22 protein-coding genes and 1 pseudogene are annotated in these 22,537 nt (G+C 68.9%); 15 read left to right on the top strand and 8 right to left on the bottom strand.

Features of this window, described 5'->3' with window-relative positions; all coding sequences use genetic code 11:
- Positions 1-197 precede the first annotated feature (197 nt).
- Positions 198-371: a hypothetical protein gene (locus ABT130_RS11555; RefSeq protein ID WP_350954854.1), complete on the top strand. Its 174-nt coding sequence runs from the start codon at positions 198-200 to the stop codon at positions 369-371.
- Positions 372-374: 3 nt separating this feature from the next.
- Here ABT130_RS11555 and ABT130_RS11550 read toward each other — a convergent pair whose 3' ends face one another.
- The 5 genes from ABT130_RS11550 to ABT130_RS11530 form a co-directional block, all read right to left on the bottom strand.
- Positions 375-779: a RidA family protein gene (locus ABT130_RS11550; RefSeq protein WP_350926329.1), complete on the bottom strand. Its 405-nt coding sequence runs from the start codon at positions 777-779 to the stop codon at positions 375-377.
- A gap of 102 nt (positions 780-881) precedes the next feature.
- A complete protein-coding gene (locus ABT130_RS11545; protein ID WP_350954852.1) occupies positions 882-2,765 on the bottom strand; it encodes an FG-GAP repeat domain-containing protein in 1,884 nt (627 codons plus the stop codon).
- Positions 2,765-5,227, bottom strand: coding sequence for a hypothetical protein (locus tag ABT130_RS11540; protein ID WP_350954850.1), 2,463 nt, complete (start codon positions 5,225-5,227; stop codon positions 2,765-2,767). The genes ABT130_RS11545 and ABT130_RS11540 overlap by 1 nt, the downstream gene beginning before the upstream one ends.
- 354 nt (positions 5,228-5,581) lie before the next feature.
- Positions 5,582-6,529, bottom strand: a complete 948-nt coding sequence (locus ABT130_RS11535) for a sugar kinase (protein WP_350954848.1) — start codon at positions 6,527-6,529, stop codon at positions 5,582-5,584.
- A complete protein-coding gene (locus ABT130_RS11530; protein WP_350954846.1) occupies positions 6,522-7,175 on the bottom strand; it encodes a bifunctional 4-hydroxy-2-oxoglutarate aldolase/2-dehydro-3-deoxy-phosphogluconate aldolase in 654 nt (217 codons plus the stop codon). The genes ABT130_RS11535 and ABT130_RS11530 overlap by 8 nt, the downstream gene beginning before the upstream one ends.
- A gap of 130 nt (positions 7,176-7,305) precedes the next feature.
- Here ABT130_RS11530 and ABT130_RS11525 point away from each other — a divergent pair, with 130 nt between their 5' ends.
- The 11 genes from ABT130_RS11525 to ABT130_RS11475 all read left to right on the top strand — a co-directional run bounded on the left by ABT130_RS11525 (position 7,306) and on the right by ABT130_RS11475 (position 17,630).
- On the top strand, positions 7,306-8,127 hold the full coding sequence (locus tag ABT130_RS11525; protein WP_350926340.1) for an IclR family transcriptional regulator: 822 nt from the start codon (positions 7,306-7,308) through the stop codon (positions 8,125-8,127).
- Between the two features lie 47 nt (positions 8,128-8,174).
- Positions 8,175-8,909: a creatininase family protein gene (locus ABT130_RS11520; RefSeq protein WP_350954844.1), complete on the top strand. Its 735-nt coding sequence runs from the start codon at positions 8,175-8,177 to the stop codon at positions 8,907-8,909.
- Positions 8,906-9,664, top strand: a complete 759-nt coding sequence (locus ABT130_RS11515) for an amidohydrolase family protein (protein ID WP_350926344.1) — start codon at positions 8,906-8,908, stop codon at positions 9,662-9,664. The genes ABT130_RS11520 and ABT130_RS11515 overlap by 4 nt, the downstream gene beginning before the upstream one ends.
- The gene (locus tag ABT130_RS11510; RefSeq protein ID WP_350926346.1) at positions 9,661-10,767 is read left to right on the top strand and encodes a mandelate racemase/muconate lactonizing enzyme family protein; all 1,107 of its coding nucleotides are present in this window, start codon (positions 9,661-9,663) and stop codon (positions 10,765-10,767) included. Before ABT130_RS11515 ends, ABT130_RS11510 begins: the two co-directional genes overlap by 4 nt.
- The gene (locus ABT130_RS11505) at positions 10,764-11,651 is read left to right on the top strand and encodes an amidohydrolase family protein (RefSeq protein ID WP_350926348.1); all 888 of its coding nucleotides are present in this window, start codon (positions 10,764-10,766) and stop codon (positions 11,649-11,651) included. Before ABT130_RS11510 ends, ABT130_RS11505 begins: the two co-directional genes overlap by 4 nt.
- Positions 11,641-12,384 (top strand): amidohydrolase family protein, encoded by a 744-nt coding sequence (locus tag ABT130_RS11500; protein ID WP_350954842.1) that lies wholly within the window; start codon positions 11,641-11,643, stop codon positions 12,382-12,384. Before ABT130_RS11505 ends, ABT130_RS11500 begins: the two co-directional genes overlap by 11 nt.
- Positions 12,385-12,502: 118 nt before the next feature.
- Positions 12,503-13,513: a dihydrodipicolinate synthase family protein gene (locus tag ABT130_RS11495; RefSeq protein ID WP_350954840.1), complete on the top strand. Its 1,011-nt coding sequence runs from the start codon at positions 12,503-12,505 to the stop codon at positions 13,511-13,513.
- Positions 13,514-13,559: 46 nt separating this feature from the next.
- Positions 13,560-14,918 carry an ABC transporter substrate-binding protein gene (locus ABT130_RS11490; protein WP_350926354.1) on the top strand — a complete coding sequence of 453 codons (1,359 nt, stop codon included), beginning with the start codon at positions 13,560-13,562 and terminating at the stop codon, positions 14,916-14,918.
- 77 nt (positions 14,919-14,995) lie between these two features.
- Positions 14,996-15,874: a carbohydrate ABC transporter permease gene (locus ABT130_RS11485; protein ID WP_350926355.1), complete on the top strand. Its 879-nt coding sequence runs from the start codon at positions 14,996-14,998 to the stop codon at positions 15,872-15,874.
- A complete protein-coding gene (locus ABT130_RS11480; RefSeq protein WP_350926357.1) occupies positions 15,858-16,802 on the top strand; it encodes a carbohydrate ABC transporter permease in 945 nt (314 codons plus the stop codon). The genes ABT130_RS11485 and ABT130_RS11480 overlap by 17 nt, the downstream gene beginning before the upstream one ends.
- 24 nt (positions 16,803-16,826) lie before the next feature.
- Positions 16,827-17,630, top strand: a complete 804-nt coding sequence (locus ABT130_RS11475; protein WP_350926359.1) for an SDR family NAD(P)-dependent oxidoreductase — start codon at positions 16,827-16,829, stop codon at positions 17,628-17,630.
- A 44-nt stretch (positions 17,631-17,674) separates the two neighbouring features.
- Here the strand turns inward: ABT130_RS11475 and ABT130_RS11470 are convergent, their stop codons facing one another.
- Positions 17,675-17,887 carry a hypothetical protein gene (locus tag ABT130_RS11470; RefSeq protein ID WP_350954838.1) on the bottom strand — a complete coding sequence of 71 codons (213 nt, stop codon included), beginning with the start codon at positions 17,885-17,887 and terminating at the stop codon, positions 17,675-17,677.
- Positions 17,888-18,206: 319 nt separating this feature from the next.
- Between ABT130_RS11470 and ABT130_RS11465 the strand changes: the two are divergent.
- The 3 genes and pseudogenes from ABT130_RS11465 to ABT130_RS11455 form a co-directional block, all read left to right on the top strand.
- Positions 18,207-18,332: pseudogene (locus tag ABT130_RS11465) on the top strand (IS5/IS1182 family transposase); the annotation flags it as partial.
- The gene (locus tag ABT130_RS11460) at positions 18,332-18,679 is read left to right on the top strand and encodes a transposase family protein (RefSeq protein ID WP_350954836.1); all 348 of its coding nucleotides are present in this window, start codon (positions 18,332-18,334) and stop codon (positions 18,677-18,679) included. The pseudogene ABT130_RS11465 and the gene ABT130_RS11460, both read left to right, overlap by 1 nt.
- An 85-nt stretch (positions 18,680-18,764) precedes the next feature.
- The gene (locus ABT130_RS11455) at positions 18,765-19,508 is read left to right on the top strand and encodes a S1 family peptidase (RefSeq protein WP_350954834.1); all 744 of its coding nucleotides are present in this window, start codon (positions 18,765-18,767) and stop codon (positions 19,506-19,508) included.
- A gap of 136 nt (positions 19,509-19,644) precedes the next feature.
- Here the strand turns inward: ABT130_RS11455 and ABT130_RS11450 are convergent, their stop codons facing one another.
- Together ABT130_RS11450 and ABT130_RS11445 are read right to left on the bottom strand one after the other, a co-directional pair.
- A complete protein-coding gene (locus tag ABT130_RS11450) occupies positions 19,645-20,052 on the bottom strand; it encodes a zinc ribbon domain-containing protein (RefSeq protein ID WP_350954832.1) in 408 nt (135 codons plus the stop codon).
- Positions 20,052-22,478 (bottom strand): GcvT family protein, encoded by a 2,427-nt coding sequence (locus ABT130_RS11445; protein WP_350954830.1) that lies wholly within the window; start codon positions 22,476-22,478, stop codon positions 20,052-20,054. Before ABT130_RS11445 ends, ABT130_RS11450 begins: the two co-directional genes overlap by 1 nt.
- Positions 22,479-22,537: the final 59 nt, after the last annotated feature.

Here is a 22,537-nt window from a genome sequence, read left to right as displayed (position 1 = left end):
GTCGGCCAGAGGTCCGGTCCAGATCAGGTGCTTTCGGGCGCCGTACCCGGGCTGGGGAGTCTCCCCTCAGGTCGCGGCGTCCTTCGGCATGACGGCCCCGGCCTGGACGATGGACCCGGGTGGCCGGGACGACTCGCCGGCGGAGGTGAGCGCCCGACGGCCGTCTGTCCCACGACGGCGGCGGTGACCGGCGGGCCGTGACCCGCGATCCATGGGCCGCGTGTCCGACGGACGAGGCCGAGGTGGTGTGCGGAGACTTCGAGCGGTCGCGGACCTGGCCGGACACGCTGGACCGAGTCGAGCGTGTCCGCCTGGCCCTCCTCACCGCGCGCGCCGATGGCCCCGAGGCCGGCTCGGCACGCGCGTCGTGAGGATCAGGACCGTCGGCGGCTGCCCTTGACCGCGACGACGTCGATCTCCACGAGGATTCCGCCGAGGCTGGATCCGGCGGTCGTGCGGGCCGGGCGCGGTTCGTCGAAGAACTCGCGGTAGGCCGTGTCGAAGCCGTCCCAGTCATTGTCGATGTCGGCCAGGTGCGCGGTCACCTTGACGACGTCCTGCAGGTCCGAGCCCGCGGCCTGCAGCGCGGCCGCGACGTTGCGCAGCGTCTGGCGGGTCTGCTCGGCGACGTCGTCACCGACGATCGTCCGGGTCACCGGGTCGACCGGCCCGAAGCCCGCGGTGTGGACGAGATCTCCGACGACGACCGCCTGGGAGTAGGCGCCTCGCGGGGGCGGAGCCTGGTCGGTGTGGATACCCACCTTCATATGATCTGTCATGCCTGATTCCTCTCGATGGCCGGTGCCGGCTCCGAAGGTCGACCTGGTATCGCCGCCGGGTGACCGGACCGGTTTTCCCGGCAAGGGTCGTATCACGGGTCCCTAAAGCACCAGGGAGAGCGCGCCCTGGAAACCGGTGCCGCCCGATCTGGGGGTGCTGGACCAGCGGTTGCCCGAGGTGGCACCGTTGTTGGCGTAGATCGACAGTCCGCCGGAGGCGTCGCCGACCACTAGGTCCGGCCCGGAGCCCCCGGTCACGTGGCCCAGGCCGAGCGACCGCGTTCCGGTCCAGTTGCCCGGCACCACGATCGGATCGGTTGACGCGCCGGTCGGGAAGACCCACAGGGACCCGTCGTTCTCCAGGTCGACGAGATCGGCGATGCCGTCGCGGTCCACGTCACCCAGGGCGAGCCGGGTGGCCGTCTGCCAGTTGCTGCCGACCCACGCGCGCGGCGTCCACGGGAAGGCGGTGGTGGATCCGTTGCCGGGGTAGGCGTACATGTCGCCGGTGTTGTCGCGTCCGACGAGGTCGGCACGTCCGTCACCGGTGACGTCCCCGGCCATCAGGTGGTTGAAGATGTTCCAGCCGGTTCCGCCGAAGTAGCGGTTGGTCCAGCGCAGGCCGGTCGTGGACCCGTTGTTGAGGTAGATCCACAGGGTGCCGTTGGACAGGCGTTTGTCGACCGCGAGCACGTCCTGAAGGCGGTCGCCGTTGACGTCTGCGAGGAGGATCTGCGAGGCGAAGCCCCAGTCGGTGCCGGCACTGACCCTGTCGGGCCAGGGATTGCCGGTGGCCGCCTTGGTGTTCGGCAGGAGCCAGAGGTCGCCACTGCGGGCGACATGGGCGACCAGGTCGGGCTTGCCGTCGCCGGTCACGTCGCCGGTCACGACGTCGAGCGCGTACTCGAAGCCGGTGCCCGCGGCGAAGCGGGTCGTCGCCGACCACATCGAGCCCGCCGTGGCACTCTGCCAGGGGTGAATCCACAGGGCGCCGGAGGGGTCCCGCGAGATCACGTCCGGATGCCCGTCGCCGGTGACGTCGTCCATGGACAGCCGGTCGGCGCTGCTCCAGCCGCCGGTGCTCCCGTACACGATCGAGGTCCAGAAGTTCGACGTGGTCGACCCGTTGTGCGGGTAGACCAGGAGGGCTCCGGTGGTGTCGCGGGCGACGATTTCGGGTTTGCCGTCGCCGGTGACGTCGTCGAGCATCATCATCTGGGCGAGGTTCCACCCGTTGCCCGACCAGATCGGAGACTGGGTCCATGGGTTGGAGGTGACCGAGCCGTTGTTCGGGTAAACGTAGAGGGTTCCGCTGCTTTCGGTGGGGTTGCGCGCCAGCAGATCGGGTTTGCCGTCACCGGTGACGTCGCCGACGAGGATCCGGTCGACGATGTTCCATCCGGTGCCGGCGGCGAAACGGCTGGGCCACGGGTTCGCCGAGCCGGAGCCGTCGTTGGGGTAGATGTACAGCGTGCCGTTGTTCGCCGAAGGGTCGCGCACGACGACGTCGGCGCGGTTGTCGCCGGTGACGTCGGCGACGATCAGGGTGTCGGCGAACTCCCACTGCGGCGGCGTCGCGGTGTAGGTCGTCTCCCACGGATTGGAGGTGGTGGCCCCGTTGCCGGTGTAGACGCGCAGCGCTCCGGCGTCGGGTCCGGACAGTTGGGCGACCAGGTCGGCCCGGCCGTCGCCGGTGACGTCGTTCGCCGCAGGCGACGGGGTCGCGGCGGTGCGGGACGGGCCCGAGCGGGCGGTCGGCTCGGGGGCCGCGGCCAGAGTTCTGGCGCGAATGCCGCTGACATCCCACTTCTTGGTTTTGCCAGGCTTGCTGGGCTTACCGGATTTGCCGGAGTGGTAGGGCTCGGTGGGGCCGGGGGCAGGCCGCTTGCGGTCGTCGCCGGGTGCCGCGTGCGCGGCCGGGGCGACGGTGAGGATCGCGAGGGCGAGGGCCGCGGCGACCGCGGTCGCGCGAATCGACGTCGTCATCAGAGTTCAATCCTTCGTCCGGCACGGTACCTACGTCCGTTCGCAATGATCCACTTCAACCCGGGCAGGGGTGGTGTCTCGATCACCACGCGCCCCGGTTTGTGGTGCCAGTCGCCGTGGTAGTCCACCTTGAGGGTGTCGTCGTGCTGGCCCTCCACCTTGAAGCGCAGCGTGACCGGGCCGAACTTGGTGGGGATCTTTTCGAAGCGGGTCTGCTTCTTGTCCGACAGCCACTCCAGCGGGCAGAGCCGCAGCAGTTGCAGCTGGTTCCGGACAAGGCTGTCGTCGATGACCGAGTGAATGAGCGACCAGGTGATGATGGGGTGCGAGAAAAGGTTGCCGTAGATCGCGTTGCGGTGCTCGCTGGAGACGTAGGTGTCCTGGGAGAGGCCCCCGGTGAGCAGGCCGTACAACCCTTCAAGGAAGTGCGCCCGGTCCCCCAGCTGCCAGGTGTGGAACATGTTCCAGCTGTAGCAGGGCTCGGCCGAGGACTGCTCGTGGTCGAGGATGGCGCGGTCGAGCGCGTTGTGGTGCACCGGGTCGAACAGCTTGGTGTTGGGGCCCACCCGGAAGAACTCGACGAACGACTTCATCATCGGGTCGGAGGCCGGCATCAGCCCGGCCCACACCGACATCAGCGCGCCGGTGTCGAGCATGGTGAAGGCGTCCCAGACCCCCTCGCCCGCGAACTGGGGCCGGAAGACCGGCCACTGCCTGCCCTTGTCGTCGGTCCATTTCGCCGACCGGCCGGCGAGGTCGCGGACGGCCTGGACGAACGTCGCGCGGAAGGTGTCGGCGAAGGTGGCGAACTCGCCGGCGCGAGGGTGCTTGATCCGCTGCAGGAATTCGACGGCGGAGGCGAGTCCCTTGTAGGTGAAGCACTGGCTGATGAAGCCCTGGGTCTCGACGCCTTCGTCGGTGGAGTAGCCGGGGGGCATCAGGCCCTTGACGCCGCCGTGGTTGGTGAGCGCGCAGGCCTGGACGATGTATTCGCAGGCTTTGACGATGACGTCGGTCCACTTGGTGATGAACGCCGGACGGTCGGTCAGCAGCGCGTGCACCGACAGGATCTCCAGGATCGCGCCGTGGTCGCTGATCCAGTCGACGGCCTGCAACGTCTTGGGGGTCGACAGGTACCCCGGGTACGATCCGCCGGCGAAGACCGCACCGGGCGGGGTCCGCGTCCCCTGGGTGGCCTTGTAGATCTCGATGTGGTTCTCGACGACGTCGTGATAACCGAGCCGGTCCATGAACATGTGGCTGACCATGGAGGTCGGCGTGCTCCACAGCACGTCGTAGGCGTATGAGCCGGACAGGAAGGTGAACAGCCCGGTGTCGGGGCTCTTCTCCGCGACCACCTGAGCGAGCTGCGGACCACGGCGCATGACCTGGTTGATGTAGTTTTCCGGGGTTTCGATCACGGCGATCGTCGGCGCGCTCTCCTTCCAGAACGCCTGGCATTTGGCGAGTGCCCCGTCGCGGCCGAGCGCGGCCTCGGCCTTGGCGTCGGCGAGCGGCTGCGGAATCATCGGGATGAGCACGTCGACGTAGGCCCCGACGGTCGCCGGGAGGCCGAGCCTCAGGTCGTAGACGCCCTTGACCTTGGCGTTCTCGGTCATGGCGATCGAGCCCTTGTCGGCGGTGGTCACCATGACCTTGACGTTGCCCTCGGAGTCGGTGATGGGCACCGTGATGGGCTTGCCGGTCGGGTTCCACACCCGCCCCATCGTCAGGCCGGTGAGGATCGGCGCCGTCTCGGGGAAAACGGTGAGCGGCACGCCGTCCTCGTCCTGGTACGGCCCCGCGGGCTTCATGTACGACCCGCTGAGCCAGAGCTGGAACACGAAGTCCTTGACCGCGCTGACCGGGTCGACGTGGACGACCTCGAAGCGGGTCCAGGAGTACATCGGCTCGGTCGCCGTCTGGACGGTCTGCTCGCCCGGGACGTGCGCGAACACCGACTGCTTGACGACCAGGCCCTCCTGGCGGCGGTGCTCGGTCCACAGGACGGGGGCGTCGCTATCCTCCTCCCAGCCCTGCTGCCCGTAGCCGAGGTCGTCGTCCCAGACCTCGCGCACGGTCGACGGGAAGTCGCGGAAGCCGCCGCCGCGCATGGGCATGACGACGGTCGTCTGAAAGTTCTTCCCGTGCCAGGGCTGGGTGTTGGGCTTGGCCGCCAAGACCCAGCTGGGGTCGCAGATGAGCGCGCCGTTGTAGACGACGTTGAACCGGAAGAGGTGGCCCTTCCAGCCGATGGGCGTCCACACGTTGCGCTGCGGGAGCCACCAGTGCTTGGAGCGTTCGATGTTGGGTTCGGGATCGGACGCCGCCAGTGGCGTCGGCACGAATGTGTCGGCGTACGCGCTCGACTGCCCGGCCAGGGGGGTGGTGGCGGCCAGCGCTCCGCCGGCGACGGCTCCACCGGTCATCAGGAGCATGCGGCGCCTGGATGGTTCTTTCACTTGGACAGCCTCCTCGAACAGCACTCGCACAGCGTCGGTGCCGGACGTGACGACAGAGGGGGAAGGATTTTTCGATATTCCGAAGACATATTCGGAGTATCGATAATTGGAAACTGTGACACCGGCATCCGGGAAAGGCAAGGGGGTGCATCACGGGAAGTGGCAATTCGCCCGTGATGGGATTTGTCAGACGAACGGCATGAAACTCGCACTTGGCGGTGTCAGGATCCGGCGGCACTCCCCGGCGGGCTTGAGGCGCGCCACGCCGCCGGAGTCCGGGCTCGCCCGTGCTGTGGGCCCGCCTGCCCGCGACCGCCGGGCGCCACGGCGTGCTTTACGCCGTGTGGCGTACCCTCATCGGACCGCCGTGCCGTCCGGCAGGTCGAGCATGGACAGCTCCGCGCGGGTCGGCGCTCCCTCCCAGTCGCCGTGGGCGGCGACCGCGAAGGCTCCCGTGGTGATCGCCCGCGCCAACCGGCCGGCCGGTGGCAGGCCGTCCAGCAGCCCGGAGAGGTACCCGGCGACGAAGGCGTCACCGGCGCCGATCACATCGACGGCGGTGACGGGCCTGGCCGGAAGGGTGAGCGTCTGGTCGGTGGTGAACACCGTGGCGCCGGCCGGCCCGCGCTTGACGACGACCTCGGCCACTCCCCCGGCGAGCAGCGTCCGCACCCTGCCCGCCTCGTCGTCGCCGGCCGTGGCGAGCGTGAGCTCGTCGTCGGAGGCGATGACGATGTCGGCCTCGGCGGCCAGTTCGGTCAGCACCTGGCGGGCCCGGGTCTCGGACCAGAGCCGGTTGCGGTGGTTGACGTCCAGGCAGACTCTCGCACCGGCGGCCCTGGCCAGGCGCACCGCGGCGCGCACGGCCCGCTCCGGGCCCTCACCGAGGGCCGGGGTCACCCCGGTGATGTGCAGGATTCGCGGTGGGGCCGGGATCGCCGCGAACGCCTCTTCCACGTCGGAGACGGAGAGTCTCGCGCCGGCCGAGCCGTGCCGGTGGTAGTCCACCCGCGTCAGCCCGGCGACGCGCTGTTCGAAGACCACGATGCCGGTCTGCGCCGGGTCGGTCCGGATCGTGGCAATGCCGACCCCCTCGGCGCGCAGGGTGCGCCGTACGAGTTCACCGAGCTGGTCGGGTCCGACGGCGCCGACGAACACGACGTCGTGCCCGAGCCGGGTCAGGCCGATGGCGACGTTGGCCTCGGCGCCGGCGACGCTGATACGGGCGGTTCCCCCGAGCCGGACCTGGCCGTCGGCCCGCAGGCAGGCCATGACCTCGCCGAGTGTCAGGACGTCAGGCATCTCGTCGTACCAGCCCTTCGTGCCACGCCGCGGCGAAGGCGCCTGCGCGTTCGGTCATCGTCCCCCAGCGGCGGTCCGCAACGAGGTCCGCCGAGACGAGCGCGCCGCCGACGCCGACGCCGACACACCCCATCCGGGCATAGGGGACGAGGTCTTCCAGTCTCACCCCGCCGGTCGGCAGCAGGGGAACGTCGTCGAGCGGTTCGCGCACGGCCCGCAGGTAGCCGACGCCACCGAGGGCGGAGACGGGGAAGACCTTGACCGCGGCGGCGCCGTGTCGCCGGGCCAGGTCGATCTCGGTCGGGGTGAGCGCGCCGCACGCCACCGGTATGCCGGCGGCGTGGGCGACGGCCAGGACGTCCGGCATGGTGGTGGGGGTGACCAGGAAGCGGGCGCCCGCGGCGATCGCGGCGTCGGCGTCGCAGGCGGTGCGCACGGTTCCGGCCCCGACGAGAATGTCGGGGTGCGTGTTCCAGCGGCGGATGGCGGCGAGGGCCCCGGGGGTGGGCAGGGTCACCTCCATGACGTCCACCCCGCCGTCCAGCAGGGCGGTCGCGATGGCGTCGTCGGGTTCACCCTCACGCAGGCGGATGATGGCTACGACACCGGAAACGGCTGATCCCGGGTTCGTGTGTTCGGCGCCCATGAATCCCATACTTTCGATATAATGAAACTATTATCGGAATGCCAGAATATCGAACCCCGTTCCGAAGGGCAGCCACCGACGCCGGTGCCGTGAAGCACGGGAACGACGAGCCGAAAGGTAGGACCGATCGATGTCTGATGGTGGCAGCGGGGCGGAGCGCCCGGCGTCTCCGGGTGTGGACCGCACGCTGACCGTTCTTGAGCAGCTGGTGACGGCCGACGAGGATCTCACGCTGACGGCGCTGGCCAAGGTGACCCGTATCCCGCTGGCGACCTGCGCGAGCATCGTCTACACCCTGGAGCACCGCGGGTACGCCACCCGCCGGGTGGTCGGGCGCAGCCACTTCTGGCGTCCCACGCTGCGGCTCTACAGTCTGGCCAGCCAGCTGGTGCGCAAGGTCGACCTGTCGCAGATCGCGACCGCCGAGATGCGCGCGCTCGCCGAGGAGCTGGGGATGCCCGTCCACATCGGGGTCCTGGACGGCGCGTCGGTGGTCTACGTGGCCAAGGCCGCGACCCCGGGTTTCATCCAGTTCGACACCTATCCGGGCAAGGTCGCGCCCTTCGACCTGACCGCGCTGGGCCGGGCCATCGCGGCCCACCTGCCCGCCGACGAACTCGCCGTCCTGCTGCCGCGACTGGCGGCCGGGCAGGGACCGCGGGCCCGGGAGTCCAGCTCGAAGGCGTTCATGGAACTGCTGGAGAGGGTGCGCGCCGACGGCTACGCCATCGAGGAGGAGGAGGAGCAGGCCGAGATCTCCTGCCTGGCGGCGCCGTTCTTCGATGCCGAGGGCCGGATCACCGGGGCAGTCGGGGTGACCGGTTTCGCCCGTGACTTCGTCGGCGACCGGCGCGACGCCGCCGCGGCGGGCGTCGTCCATCTCGGCATCGTGATCTCCCGGCGGCTCGGATGTCGGAGCGGGTCATTGCCATCCGAGTTCGTCGGCTCCTAAGATTCGATGTATCGGAAATAAATACGATATATCGAAGGATGTTTGATGTGTCGATAGCTCTGCGATGGTCCGAAACAGATCGTGACCGGCTAAGGCGGCACCTGCCCGAGGCCGTCGTCATCATCCCGGTCGGTGCGACCGAGCAACACGGGCCGCACCTGCCGACCTCGACGGACGCCCTCATCGCCGCCGCGGTCGCCGACGGTGCGGCGACGGCGGCGGCCGGTCGTAGCGACAGGCCGTTGATCGTCGCCCCCGCGATCGACTGGGGTGCCTCGGATCACCACCTGCCCTACGGCGGGACGCTCTCCCTGTCACCGGAGACGCTGCTGGCCGTGATCTGCGACCTGTTGCGCTCGATCGCGGCGCAGGGCGGGCGGCGGGTGGTCCTGCTCAACGGGCACGGCGGCAACGTCGGGGTCTGCCACGCCGCGGCCGCCGCGGGCTCGACCCGGTTCGACCTGTCCGTCGCGCACCTGGACTACTGGCGGCTCGCCGACACCGAAGGCGAGCCGCCGGTGCCGGGACATGCCGGGGAGTTCGAGACCTCGATGGTCCTGGCCCTCCGGCCCGACCTGGTCGGCCCGCGTGTCCCCCGGCCCCAGGTGCCCGAGGTCGTGACCGTCCAGGGAGTGGACCTGCACTCCGGTACCGTGTGGCGCCGGATCGACGGCTTCACCGACCGGCCCGAACTGGCTCAGGCCGACGAGGGTAAACAGCGGCTGGAAGACCTCGTCGGCCGGGCGGCGGACCGCCTGGTCGAGCTGGCGGGCGTCCTGTGATCGACTTCCACACCCACACCCCCACCTGGCGCACCACCAGCTGGCTGGGCGGCGTCACGTTCGGCGCGGACGAGTTCGTCGCCTTCATGGACTCGGCCGGCATCGACCAGGCAGTGGTCCTCAGCCACGATGGCCTCTTCGACGCCACTCCCGAGAGCAACGACGACCTCGCCGCCTTCGTCGGGGAGTACCCGCAGCGGCTCGCCGGCTTCGGGACCGTGCACCCGCGTCGCGCGGACGCCCCCGGAGAGGTCGACCGAATGCTCAACGAGCTCGGGCTGCGCGGCCTCAAGCTGCATCCGTGGCTGCAGGGCTTCAGCATGCACGAGTCGGCGCTCGACCCGATCTGTGACGTCCTCGCCCAGAGCGGCGGCATCCTGCTCAGCCATGACGGGACACCGCCCTACTCCACCGGCGGTCAGATCGCGGCCCTGGCCCGGCGACACCCCTCCCTGCCGGTCGTCCTGGGGCACGCCGGGCTGCACGACACCTGGCGGGAGTCGCTCGCCCTCACCATCGAGACCCCCAACCTCTACATCTGCATCTGCGGCACGCCGCCCTACGCGGCGCGCGAGATCCTCTCCCGGGCGCCCTCCCACAAGGTCCTGTTCGGCACCGACGCCGGGCTGTCGGATCGCAAGAGCCAGGACTACGCGGTGGCCCGGGTGGCCGAGATCGACGGGTGGGGGATCACCGACGAGCAGCGCCGGGCGATGCTGGTCGACAACCCCCGCGCACTGCTGGCGGGGCGGTGAGACCGACCGTCGTCGCGGTCCACACCGCGGCGATCAGCCTCCAGGTACACCCGGGCCTGGTCGTCACCGGCGCCAGGGGAACCCACGCCCGTTCGGACTTCCTGCTGGTTCGCGTGGTGACCAGCACCGGCGTCGAAGGGTACGGCGAGGTCAGCGCGACACCGCTGTGGAGCGGCGAGGACGGCGTCAGCGCCGCCCACTTCATCCGCGAGATCCTGGCCCCCGCCCTGGTGGGCCGGCCGCTCGCGCCGGTCGGCGGCCTGGAGCTCCTGATGGACCGGCTGCTCGCGGGCAATCCGTTCACCAAGGCGGGCGTGTCCATCGCGCTGTGGGACGCGTTCGCCCGGACTCTCGACGTCCCGCTCGCCGTGGCGCTCGGCGGCCCGTACCGCGACGAGGTCCCGATCAAGCTCTCCCTGTCCGGTGACGCCACGGCGCTGGACTCGGTCTTCCGTGCGGCGACCGGGGCCGGATTCCAGGCGTTCAAGGTCAAGGTCGGGCTCGGCGTCACCGGTGACGTCGCCCGGGTGTCCCGGGCCCGGGAGCTCGCCGGTCCCGCGGCCTTCCTGGGGGCCGACGCCAACGGAGGATGGACGCGCAGCCAGGCGGTCCGGGCGATCCCCGCGCTGGCCGAACAGGGTGTCGCGTTCGTCGAGCAACCGGTCGCGCCGGCCGATCTGGACGGCATGCGGCAGCTGCGGAACCTTGGCCTGCCGGTGATCGCCGACGAGTCCGTCTTCGGCCTGGCCGACCTGACCGCGCTGGTGCGGGCGGAGGCCGCCGACTGCGTCAGCCTCTACGTGGGCAAGAGCGGCGGGCCCGGGCGCGCCGTGGCGATGGGCCTGCTCGCCTCCTCCTTCGGGGTCGACACGCTCATCGGCTCCAACGGCGAGCTGGGGATCGGTGCCGCCGCGCAACTCCATGTCGCCTGCGCACTGCCGGTGTTGTCGCGGGAGTTCCCCTCCGACATCATCGGCGCGCACTACTACACCGAGGACATCCTCGCCGAGCCGCTGGACAGCGACGGCCGTCGCGTCAGGCTCGGCGACTCCCCCGGACTGGGGGTCCGGCCACGAGCGGACCTGATGAAGGAATTTCGATGATCGTCGATGTTCATGCCCATACTCCCACCCACCGCGACACGGTGCCGGCCGAGGAGGTGTGCGTCTTCACCTCCTGGCGCACCGATCGTCCCGTCGTCACCACGAACAGCTGGGCCGACTTCGACAGCGCCATGTCCGCGGCGGACGTCGCGATCGTGTTCAACATCGCGGTGGCCGACCCGGCCGCCGCGACCGGCATACCGCACGCTCCGGAACGTACCAACGACGCGACCGCGGAGTTCGTGGCCAACGATCCCGCCCGCCGCATCGGGTTCATGTCCGTCGACCCCACGTCCGCCGACTGCCTGGAGGAGGCCGAGCGGTGTCGTGAAATGGGGCTCGTCGGCGTCAAGCTCGGCCCGAACTACCAGAACTTCGATCCGCTCGGGGAGCCCGCGCTGGCGTTCTACGCCTACTGCGAGAGGAACGCGCTGCCCATCCTCTTCCATCAGGGGGCGTCGCCGATCCGCGCGGCGCCGCTGCGCTACACCTACCCGCTGGTGACCGACGAGGTCGCGCTGCGCTTCCCCGAGTTGCGCATCGTCATGGCCCACATGGGCCATCCCTGGGGTAAGGAGACCGTGGCGACGATCCGCAAGCACCCCCATGTCTACGCCGACGTCTCCTCGATCTACCTGCGGCCGTGGGTCTGTTACGAGTCGCTGCTGGCCGCGGTCGAATGGGGGTGCACGCACAAGCTCCTGCTCGGTTCGGACTACCCGATCGCCAACACCGGCGAGGCGATGGCGGGGCTGCGCGGCGTCAACAGGATCCTGGAGGGTACCGCGCTGCCGCGCGTGCCGGCCGAACTCATCGAGCAGATCATCCACGCCGACGCGCTCTCCGCCCTCGGCCTGACCGTGGGAGAACCCGTTGATCGTTGACGCGCATGTACGGCTGGGGCAGGGACGTGAGGCCGGTCTGGAGGCCGATCAGCTGATCGCGACGATGGACTCACTGGGCATCGACGTGGCCCTGGTGGCACCGGACGAACGCTGCATCGCCTACGACAACCGGGCCGGCAACGAGCATGTCGCCGCGGCGGCGGCCGCGTCGGGGGGGCGGCTGATCCCGTACGCGGTCGCCAATCCGTGGCGTGGACCAGCTGCCGTCGACGAGCTGGAACGTGCCAGGGACGCCGGGGCCCGCGCCCTCAACGTGGACAGCGTGCTTCAGGGATTCGACCTTCTCGACGGGCTCCTCGATCCGCTGCTGGACTTCGCGGCCGAGGCGGGGTGGCCCGTCTACGTCCGCACCGGCACTCCCCCGAGCGCGCTGCCACTGCCCTTGGCCAGCCTGGCCAGACGCCGGCCGGAGACGCCTTTCGTGATGGGCCGCAGCGGCGCCACCGACTTCTGGATCGACGCGGCACCGGCGCTGCGCTACGCGCCGAACCTCTACGGCGACACCAGCTACGCGCCGTGGGACACCGTCCTGGTCGAGCTGGGCCGGGATCCGGAGATCGGCCCGTCGCGGCTGGTCTTCTCCACCGACGCGCCCTACGCGGTGCCGCGCTCCGAGCTGGGCCGGGTGCTGGACTGGCCGATCGACGGCGACGCGCGACGCGACGTACTCGGCGGCACCATCATGCGCCTTCTGGGCTCCTCTCTCGGCTGACATCCGCCTCTTCCTCCCACGACCCCTTGTCGTGGGAGGACTTGGGCGTCTATCGTTCCTATTTAAGAAAATGTTTTCGGTATTTCGAATACTAAGTCCCATCAAGGTAGGAGGGCGAATGAACATCCAGACGAGTGCCTCTCCCGCGGCGGCCTCCCTCAACGGCCACGGCCACGGCGACGCCTCGGACCTGGTTCGGGGGATCTCGCCCGTTCTCGCGGTTCCGTTCACCCACGCCGGAGACGTCGACTTCGAGGGATTCGGCCGGGTCGTCGATCACGTCCTGAGTACCGGCGTGACGAGCGTGATGTTTCCCGGGTTCGCCTCGGAGTACTACAAGCTCACCGAGGACGAGCGCCGCGAGCTGACCGCGATCCTGCTGCGGCGAACCGCCCACCGGGATGACCTCGCCGCGATCGTCGCGGTGCAGGACCACACCACCCGGATGGCAGTGGCACGGGCCCGCGAGGTCGTGGCCGCCGGGGCCGACCTGATCAACCTGCTGGCACCGCACTTCCTCAGCCCCTCACGCCGCTCCCAGATCGAGCACGTGACGGCGGTCCTGGACGCGGTCGCCCCGACCCCGGTGGTGCTGCAGTACGCCCCGAACGAGACGGGAACCAGCCTGGACGCGGCCACCATCGCCGCCCTGGTGCGCACTCACCCGAACCTCCGGCTGATCAAAGTGGAGTCCAACCCACCCGGGCGGCTCATCGGCGAACTGGCCGCCCTCGACCCGCCGGTGACCTCGCTTGAGGGCTACGCCGGAGTGCAACTCCCCGACGCCTGGCGGCGCGGCGCGGTGGGCAGCCAGCCCGGATGCTCGTTCACCGAGATCTACGTCGAGATCTGGCGTCGGCTCACCTCGGGCGACGAGGCCGGCGGCGAGGACCTGCACCGGCGACTGCTGCCCTACATCTCGTACTGGATGCTCGACACCGAACTCATCATCGCCGCCGAGAAGCAGATCTCGTTCCGCCGAGGCCTCATCGACAGCGCCCACTGCCGCGGGCCCGCCCACCTGCTCGACACCGAGGAACTGCGCCGGATCGAGGTCTTTCTCCAGGAGTTCGCGGACCTGCTGCCCGATCTATCCGGACGAGACCCAGCAAATGAGACAGAAATCTAGAAACAACGACACTAAACCAGATATCACTAGGAATGGAGGTTTCGCGGTGAAAGTAGCACGTAAGGTACTGGTCGGTTTTATCGTTGTTCCCTGCCTGGTTCTGACCGCGTGCGGCACAGGCGGCGCGACCGGCGCGAACCAGGCCACCCAGCAGGCTCCCGACGCCAAGAGCTGGCAGCAGGACATCAAGGGCGGCTCGATCGAGGTCGGCGTACTCCCGGCCGTCGGCACCCCCTCCCTGAAGTTTCTGGAGGACATCGCCGCCGGGATCGAGAAGGACCATGCCGGCGCCGACCTGAAGCCGACCTTCGCCAACACCAAGGCGCGCCCGGCCTTGGAGCAGAGGTGGCGCGCGGGTGACGGGCTGGACGTCGACTACACGATGTTCGACGGCACCAACCCGGCGCTGCTGGAGTGGGCCGACAGCGGCGCCCTGCTCGACCTCAAGCCCTACCTGGACCAGGTCGACACGACCACCGGCAAGCCCTGGCTGGACCAGTTCAGCCCGGCGGTCATGCAGTTCATGGAGCACCCGACGAGCAAGAAGATCTACGGCGTCCCCTCCGAGCTGTCCCTGCAGGTGCTGTTCTACAACGCGGGGCTCTTCAAAAAGCACAACATCACCCCGCCCGCCACCTGGGACGACCTGACCAAGGCCGCTGACGGGCTCAAGGCCGCCGGCGTGGACCCGATCGCGGTCACCGGCCTGTTCGAGCCCTATATGGGCATGTGGAGCGACAACATCTGGCTGCGCACCGTCGGCTATGACAAGGCCCACGACATCCTCACCGAGGGCAAAGGGAACATCACCGACGACCCGGGATTCCTCAAGGGACTGCAGATGCTCCAGGACCTGCGTGACAGGAAGGGTTTCCTCAAGGGGTTCGAGGGCACCGACTTCACCGCCGCCCAGGCCCAGTTCTTCCAGGGCAAGGCCGGCATGATCCTCATGGGCAGCTGGCTCGTCAGCGAGATGGCCGACGTGATCCCCAAGGACTTCGAGCTGGGCGTCCTGCAGTTCCCGACCGTGGCCGGCGGGACCGGCGACCAGGCGAGCATGCTCGCCGCCGCCCAACTGATGTCGGTATCCGCGAAGAGCGAGAACATCCCGCTCTCACTGGAGTGGATCCGCCGGGTCACCAGCGTGGAGACCCAGACCCGCAGGGCCAACGAGATCGGCGAGGTCTCCGGGGTCAAGGGGGTGGCGAGCCCTCCCGGCCTGCCGGGCATCTCCGACGTCGTGGCCAAGGCCGACCGGCTCCAGGCGAGCTACTACGGCCTGATGGAGTCCAAGGCCAAGGACATCGTCTATCCCGAGATCGCCAAGCTGCTCTTCGGTAAGCAGGACGCCCAGCAGGCTCTCGACAACCTCGACAAGGGACTGCGCCGGGTCCACGGCAACTGAACCCCGTCAACCGAACCCGCCTCCCGGGCTCCGCTCCCGCGGCGGAGCCCGCGGCGGATGTGAACCCCGGAGGTCACATGCTCAAGGCGGCCCAGCGACGCATCATCATCCCCTTTCTGATACCCGCGCTCGCGCTACTGGGGGTCTTCTTCCTCTACCCGTTGATCAAAACGGTGGACCTGTCGCTGAACGAGTTCTCCCGCACGGGGACGATGCGATTCGTCGGGATCGACCAGTATCGCCTGCTGACAGGTGATCCCGCCTTCTTCAACTCGCTCAAGAACACGTTCCTGCTCACCCTCATCGGCAGCGGCATGTTGTTCCCGCCCGCCATGGCGATCGCCTGGGCCCTGTCACAGCGAATCCACGGCGAGCGCTTCTTCAGGTTCGTGGTGTTCGCCCCGGTGGTCCTGTCGGTCGCCGTCGTCTCACTGATGTGGAAGTTCCTCTACCACCCCACCCTCGGCCTGATCAACCCCACACTGGAGTCCATGGGACTGGGCGCCCTGGCCAAGATCTGGCTCGGCGACCCCTCCACCGCGCTGGCCGCCGTGACGTTCGTGTCCGTGTGGCACGGCATCGGCATCTGGATCGTCCTGCTGTGCGCCGGCTTCGAACGACTGCCCACCGACGTCCTGCAGGCCGCGCGCATCGACGGGGCGGGCGAGTGGCGGGTGTTCTGGAGCATCATGCTGCCGATGATGCTCGACCTCATGCGCATGCTCGCCATCTTGTGGGTGGTGCAGAGCCTGCAGACGTTCGCCTTCGTCTACATCATGACCGGAGGCGGTCCCTTCGGCTCGACCGACACCGTCGGCACCCTGATGTACCGCGTCGCCTTCGACCGGGCCGACTTCGGCTATGCCGCGGCCATCGGCGTCGTACTCGTGGTGGTCATGCTGACGGTGGCCAAGCTCCTCAACAAGGTGATGAAGCGCGATGACCTCCAGTACTGATCTGACCGAGCGCCCCACCCCGGCCGGCCCCGCGGCCACGCCCCACCCACCCGTCCCCACCCCGAGGCGCAGGGGTGGCCCATCCCGGCCCCGCGCCCCTTTCCGCCCGCACCACCTCTTCTTCTACCTGCTGCTCGGCGGGGTCGCGCTGTCCTCGATCAGTGCCTATGCCTGGGTCTTCAACGTGTCGATGAAGACCAACCGCGAGTTCATCTCCTCACCCCCCTGGCAGATCGCCGACGCCTGGCGCTGGGACAACTACGTCAACGCCTGGAACCAGGCCAACATCGGCCTGTTCTTCGGCAACAGCGTGGTCATCAGCGTCGCCTCCACCGCGATCGGCGTCGTGCTGGCCGTGTTCGCCGCCTACCCGCTGGCCCGGATCACCTTCAGGTTCAGCGGCGTGGTGCTCAGCACGTTCCTGCTCGGGCTGATGATCCCGTGGATGGTCACCTTCGCGCCGCTCTACCTGATCATGCAGGATCTCGGTCTCCTCGACAGCCGGCTCGGGCTCATTCTCGTCTACGCCACTTACAACCTGCCGTTCAACGTCTTCGTCCTGGTCGGCTTCATGAAGACCCTGCCGTACGACCTGGAGGAGGCGGCGGCGATGGACGGGGCCGGCCCGGCCCGCACGTTCATCTCGGTGATCCTCCCCCTCATGGGGCCCGGACTGGCGTCGGTCGCCATCATCAGCTTCCTGCAGAACTGGAACGAGTTCTTCTACGCCTTGCTGCTGATCCACTCGCCGGAGAAGATGCCCCTGCCGCTCGGGCTGTTCCAGCTGGGCCAGGCCGCCGACTACGGCACCAACTGGGCCACCCTGTTCGCCGGGATGATGATCACGGTCACCCCCGTACTGTTGGGATTCGCCGTACTGCAGAAGCAGATCACCAAGGGGCTGACGGCCGGCGCGCTCAAGGGCTGAGCCACAGCGGAGAAAGGAAGATCCATGTCATCTGGTCCTCGGGACACGACTTCACCGCGCCGCGCGCTGATCACCGGCGCCGGCGGGGGGATCGGGGCGGCGATCGCGCGGGTCCTGCACACCGGCGGCGCCACGGTGATCGTCACCGACGTCGATCTGGACGCGGCGCGCGCGATCGCGGACACCATCGAGGGCGCCGAGCCGGTCCACCTCGACGTGCGCTCGGAGAAGTCCGTCCGCTCGGCGATCGGCTCGATCACCTCGCGCCACGGCCCGGTGGACGTCCTGGTCAACAACGCCGCCGTCTGCAGCAACCTCGGGTTCGAGTCCGTGCCCGAACCGGTCTGGTCGGTCGACGTGGACGTCGTCCTCGGCGGGGCGATCCGCCTGTGCCAGGCGGTCCTGCCCGGCATGCGCGAGGCCCGGCGGGGAGCCGTGGTCAACGTGGCCTCGGTCAACGGCCATCGCTACTTCGGCAACGACACCTACAGCGCGGCCAAGGCCGGGCTGCTCAACCTCACCCGCGGCCTGGCCGCCCAGTACGGACCGTACGGCGTGCGCGTCAACTCGGTGTCGCCGGGCACGATCGCCACCCCGATCTGGGAGGAGCGGCTCGCGACCGATCCGCACGCCCTGGACAAGGCTGCCTCGTGGTATCCGATGGGACGGGTCGGCACCGTGGACGACGTCGCCGAAGCCGTCGCGTTCCTGGCGGGCGACCGCGCATCGTGGATCAACGGGATCGACCTGCCCGTGGACGGCGGTCTCCTGGCCGGAAGCCGGGCCATGGCCGTGGACATCGGCGCGGCCGTCGTCGACGCCGGATAACACGAGAACGCCTCGTTCACGAGGAGGAACCTGACCGGACCACGCTACAGGCGGGCGATGTCGGGCAGGTCGATGCAGGGGACCTGACGGTTCGGGCAGAGCCACCGGTCGCCGAGCTTCACGCACAGCCAGCCACCCGATCCGGCGCGGTCGCATTTGTATCCCCGTTCTTCGAGGTCGCCTGCCGTGACGGTGCTCGCGTAGGACGGCGCGGTTACGAAGAACAGGCCGGTCGCCGCAATGGCGACCGCGGCCATTCCCTTTGCTGCCCATTGTGTTCTCATTGTTGGGCCCTCTTCTCTGTTTCAGGTGCCCGGTTGAGCACTTCCCCCACTGTCAACCTAAAGGAGCGACTCAACCACGTAAAAATACGCGCCCGACCAAACGTGAGGTAAACATTCACGCCCTTGAGTGAGGTAATGCGGGGTGTTCCACTGCTGGTCAAGGCGGTTTGGGAGTGTCTGATACTCCAGCCATAGATCGTAAAATTGAGCGGTTCGCGCACATGTGAATCTATGGAGATAGAGCCACAACCACGACAGACGACCACCATTGTGATCATTCAGGCGCGCCCCCCTGCGATGGTTCACCGACAACACCCGGATCACGCAACTCGCGACCGATCACGGAATCGGCGGCATGACCGCCTACCGCTACCTGCACGAGGGCATTGACATCCTCGCTGCGCATGCCCCCGACCTGTGGAATGTCTGGACGTCATCACCACTCTCGCCGCCGTCCAAACCGGCCTGCCATCCCTGGCCGACCCGGGCTATGAAAGGGCCACCGACGTCATCCGCGTTCCGATCAAGAAGAAGGCCGGCCGGCCCAAACTCGACCATGACCAGCACACCTACAACAAGCTGCTCCGCGGCCTACGAGGAGTCGTCGAACGGGCGAACGCCCTGCTCACCGTCACATTCAAGGCCCTACGCCGGGTGAGCCTCGATCCCTGGCGTATCGGAAAGATCACCCAGGCCGCGCCGGACACCCCCGTCCAGCAGCACCGGGACGGCTCCGCCGACGGCGGCTCGGCAAGCGTCGAGTAGATCTCTTCACGCTTTGTGTCAAGTATAACCTTCGAGTGGCTACAGTTCCCCTGTGCGTTTTATACCTTTTGTCATGATTCCTGTCATGCTGATCGCGACCGCCATGTCCCCCGCGTGGGCCATCACGAACGGCTCGCCCGACTTGACAGCCCACCCGCAGGTGGGAGCCGTCATCGACGACAAACCGAACGACGATGGCACGTGGTCCTACTGCACCGGCACGCTCATCTCGCCGACCGTCTTCCTCACCGCCGCCCACTGCGCGGAACCGGGGCAGAAGACCGCTCGGGTCTCGTTCTCCAGCCACTACCGGCCCGGGGACAAGGTCTACACCGGCCGCTACGTCCTCGACTCGCGATACAAAGACGAGTCCGCCCTTCATGACCTGGCCGTCGTCGTCTTCGACACGGCCGTCCCGGACATCAAGCCCGCCAGGCTGCCCACCGAGGGTCTGCTCAACCGCCTCGAAGCCGGCAGCGACCTGAAGGCGACGCGATTCACCCCGGTCGGGTACGGCGCCCTGGCCTCGACCAAGGGGAAGCACGGGATGCGGCTGACCTACACCGACACCCGCAACCAGACATCCATCTCCTTTGAGAACCTCACCCGCAGATGGCTTGAACTGTCACCGAACCCCTCCAAAGGCGACGGCGGAACCTGTTTCGGCGACTCGGGCGGCCCGAACTTCCTGGGAGGGTCCACCTCGGACCTGCTCGTGGCCACGACGATCAGCGGAGACGACGAGGCGTGCAGGGCGACCAACTACAACTACCGCCTGGACACCCCTTCGGCCCGGGCTTTCCTCGGAAAGTTCGTCACGCTTCCCTGAACGGGTGAGGCGGACCGGGCCTGACCAGTAAACGGCTCTGGCGTGAAATCGGTGGTGACGGTGAATCACATGATGCAGGATGACGGCGGTGTGACTCCGACGTCGTCAGCTTCTCGCCGTACCTGGCAGGTACGGTTCAGGCCGCGTCGTCGGCGGCGTGACGCACTGCCCGGCGACCGATATTGATCGCCGCGAAGTAATCCACCGGGCCGACGAGTCCGCACGAAACACACCGAAACTCATCCCGGGTAGGACGATTCCGCCTGTCGATGTGACCGCACCCAGGGCAGGTACGGGAGGTGTTACGCGGATCCACCAACCGCACCGCTACCCCGGCCAGGGCGGCCTTGTACGTCACGAACGTCCGTAGCTGGTGGAAACCCCAGGAGTGCAGGTCGGCACGCTGAGCCTTGCGAACCGTGACCGACTCCCGAATGCCCGAGAGGTCTTCCAGGGCGAACGCGACCTCGGCGGCCCTGGTCGCGGCGGCGTTGCAGGCATGCCCCGTCGCGTTCGAGCGCCGGGGAGTTCCCGGTCGGCGCACTAACCACGCAGCCGCTCCATCGCCGGGTCGTAGAGCGGCTCCTCGGCGACGACGGCACTCACCCGCCGGTCGAAGTAGCCGATGTGCAGCTCTCGCCCCGGCACGGACAGCTCGGCGGGCAACCAGGCGTAGGCGATGCCCCTGCCTATCGTGTAGCCGTAGGCGGCGCTGGTGACGTATCCGGCGCAGGACGCGCCGTCGTACACCGGCTCCTTGCCCATGACGACGGCCGCGGGGTCGTCGACGGTGAGACAGGTCAGCCGCCGCCGGGTCGCCGCGCCGCGCTCGGCCAGGGCCGTGCGGCCGATGAAGTCACCCCTGTCGGCCTTGCGCACGGCGAAGCCGAGGCCGGCCTCGTAGGGATCGTGCTCGTAGGTCATGTCGGTGCCGAAGGAACGGTAGCCCTTCTCCAGCCGCAGGCTGTTGAAGGCGCCCCGGCCCCCGGCGATGATCCCGTACGCCTGGCCGGCCTCCCAGAGGGTGTCCCACAGTTTGGCGCCCATGTCGGCGGTCGTGTAGAGCTCCCAGCCCAGCTCCCCGATGTAGGAGAGCCGCAGCGCGGTGACGGGCACGGTGCCGACGTGGGCGCGCGCGCCGCGGAAGTAGCGGAAGCCATCGGAACCGAACCCGGGACCGGCCAGCGGGGCCACGACGTCGCGGGCCAGCGGGCCCCAGACCCCGACGCAGCAGGTGCCCGGCGTGACGTCGGTGACGGTGACCGATCCGTCGGCGGGCAGGTGACGGTGGAGCCAGTCGAGGTCGAGGTTGCCGTTGGCGCCGACCTGGAACAGGTCGCGGCCCAGCCTGGCCACGGTGATGTCGCTGCGGATACCGCCGTCGTGGTCGAGCAGCAGGCAGTACGTGACAGAGCCGACGGACTTGTCGACGTCGCCGGTGGAGATCCGCTGGAGGAAGGCGGCGGCCCCCCGGCCCGCGACCTCGATCCGCTTGAGCGCGCTCATGTCGTAGAGCGCGACGGCCTCGCGCGAGGCCTGGGCCTCGGCGCCGACGATCGGTGACCAGTAACGGGCGGCCCAGTCGTTCGGCCGGGGGATGTCGCGGCCTTCGACCAGGGAGGCGTTGGCCTCGTACCACTGGGGGCGCTCCCAGCCGGCGGCCTCCAGGAAGTACGCGCCCAGCTCGCGCTGGCGGGCGTGGAAGGGGCTGGTGCGCAGCGGGCGCAGGTTCTCGGCCGGCTGGAGCGGGTGGATGATGTCGTAGACCTCGACGAAGTTCTGGCAGTCGCGGGTGCGCACGTACTCGGGGGCCAGTTGGTGGGCCTCGAACCGGTTGACGTCGCACTCGTGCAGGTCGAAGGAGGAGCAGTGGCCGTCGGCCAGCCATTCGGCCATGGCCCGGCCCACCCCCGCCGAGTGGGTGACCCACACGGCCTCGGCCACCCAGAAGCCTCGCACGTCGCGCGACCGGCCGAGCAGCGGCATGTTGTCGGTGGTGAAGGAGAACAGGCCGTTGATGCCCTCTTCGAGCGCCGCCTGCTCGGTGGCGGGCAGCAGCGCCCGCGTCTCGGCCCAGGCGGGGGCGAAGTCGTCGCCGGTGAACGGCAGCACCGAGGGCATGACCTCGGCGTCGGCGACCGGGAGGATCTCCTCCGGGGCGATCGGCATCGGGCGGTGACCGTAGTAGCCGATGCCGAGCCGCTCGAACCGCTCCCGGTAGTACAGGTCGGCGTCCTGGTGGCGCAGGATCGGCCGGACGGCCTCCGCGCTCTGCCCGCTGAGCGCGGGGACGGGGCCGGTCCAGGCGAGCTGGTGAGCCAGCGGGGTCAGCGGCAACGCCATGCCGACCATGCCCGCGATCTTGGGGCCCCAGATGCCGGCGCAGCAGACCACGAGGTCGGCGGGGATCTCACCCCGGTCGGTGACGACGGCCGCCACCCGGTCGTCCTCGACCCGGATGTCTCGCACCTCGTGCCGGTCCAGCACGCGCACGCCCCGCTCCCGTGCTCGCTCCAGCTGGACCTCGACGGCGCGTACGGCCCTGGCCAGGCCGTCGGTCGGGACGAACAGCCCACCGAGGACCCTGGCCTTGTCGAGCAGGGAGTGGCGCTCCACGCACTCCTCGGGGGTGAGCAGGCGCGCCTCGACCCCCCAGGCGGTGGCCCAGCCGTGGCGGCGGTGCAGTTCGGCGAGCCTCTCGGGCGTGGTGGCCACCTCCAGGCCGCCCACCTGGAGGAAGCAGTCGAGCGCGACGAGCTTTTCGACCGTGTAGCGGGCCAGCTCGGTCATGGTCTTGGACGGGTTGGTCTGGAACACCAGCCCCGGCGCGTGGGAGGACGACCCTCCAGTGGCGGGCACGGCGCCCTGGTCGACGACCGTGATGTCGTCCCAGCCCTTCGCCGAGAGCTCGTCGGCCAGGGCCGCCCCGACGACACCTGCTCCGATGATGACAACGCGTTGGCCCGCCATACACACCTCCGTCGTTGCACAGTCCGGAACGCGGTGCGCTTCCCGCAACAGATTCTCCC

Source organism: Streptosporangium sp. NPDC001681, assembly GCF_040298085.1.
GTDB lineage: Bacteria > Actinomycetota > Actinomycetes > Streptosporangiales > Streptosporangiaceae > Streptosporangium.
The sequence above is the reverse complement of the archived record's forward strand: the minus strand, read 5'-3'. Positions and strand labels throughout refer to the sequence as shown.

Excerpts from the sequence above, each read along its gene's own strand:
- ABT130_RS11550 (WP_350926329.1), bottom strand. The coding sequence starts at position 779 with ATGACAGATCATATGAAGGTGGGTATCCACACCGACCAGGCTCCGCCC.
- ABT130_RS11475 (WP_350926359.1), top strand. The coding sequence starts at position 16,827 with ATGTCATCTGGTCCTCGGGACACGACTTCACCGCGCCGCGCGCTGATC.
- ABT130_RS11455 (WP_350954834.1), top strand. The coding sequence starts at position 18,765 with ATGCTGATCGCGACCGCCATGTCCCCCGCGTGGGCCATCACGAACGGC.
- ABT130_RS11480 (WP_350926357.1), top strand. The coding sequence starts at position 15,858 with ATGACCTCCAGTACTGATCTGACCGAGCGCCCCACCCCGGCCGGCCCC.
- ABT130_RS11470 (WP_350954838.1), bottom strand. The coding sequence starts at position 17,887 with ATGGCCGCGGTCGCCATTGCGGCGACCGGCCTGTTCTTCGTAACCGCG.
- ABT130_RS11495 (WP_350954840.1), top strand. The coding sequence starts at position 12,503 with ATGAACATCCAGACGAGTGCCTCTCCCGCGGCGGCCTCCCTCAACGGC.
- ABT130_RS11485 (WP_350926355.1), top strand. The coding sequence starts at position 14,996 with ATGCTCAAGGCGGCCCAGCGACGCATCATCATCCCCTTTCTGATACCC.
- ABT130_RS11525 (WP_350926340.1), top strand. The coding sequence starts at position 7,306 with ATGTCTGATGGTGGCAGCGGGGCGGAGCGCCCGGCGTCTCCGGGTGTG.
- ABT130_RS11535 (WP_350954848.1), bottom strand. The coding sequence starts at position 6,529 with ATGCCTGACGTCCTGACACTCGGCGAGGTCATGGCCTGCCTGCGGGCC.
- ABT130_RS11545 (WP_350954852.1), bottom strand. The coding sequence starts at position 2,765 with ATGACGACGTCGATTCGCGCGACCGCGGTCGCCGCGGCCCTCGCCCTC.
- ABT130_RS11530 (WP_350954846.1), bottom strand. The coding sequence starts at position 7,175 with ATGGGCGCCGAACACACGAACCCGGGATCAGCCGTTTCCGGTGTCGTA.
- ABT130_RS11505 (WP_350926348.1), top strand. The coding sequence starts at position 10,764 with ATGATCGTCGATGTTCATGCCCATACTCCCACCCACCGCGACACGGTG.
- ABT130_RS11445 (WP_350954830.1), bottom strand. The coding sequence starts at position 22,478 with ATGGCGGGCCAACGCGTTGTCATCATCGGAGCAGGTGTCGTCGGGGCG.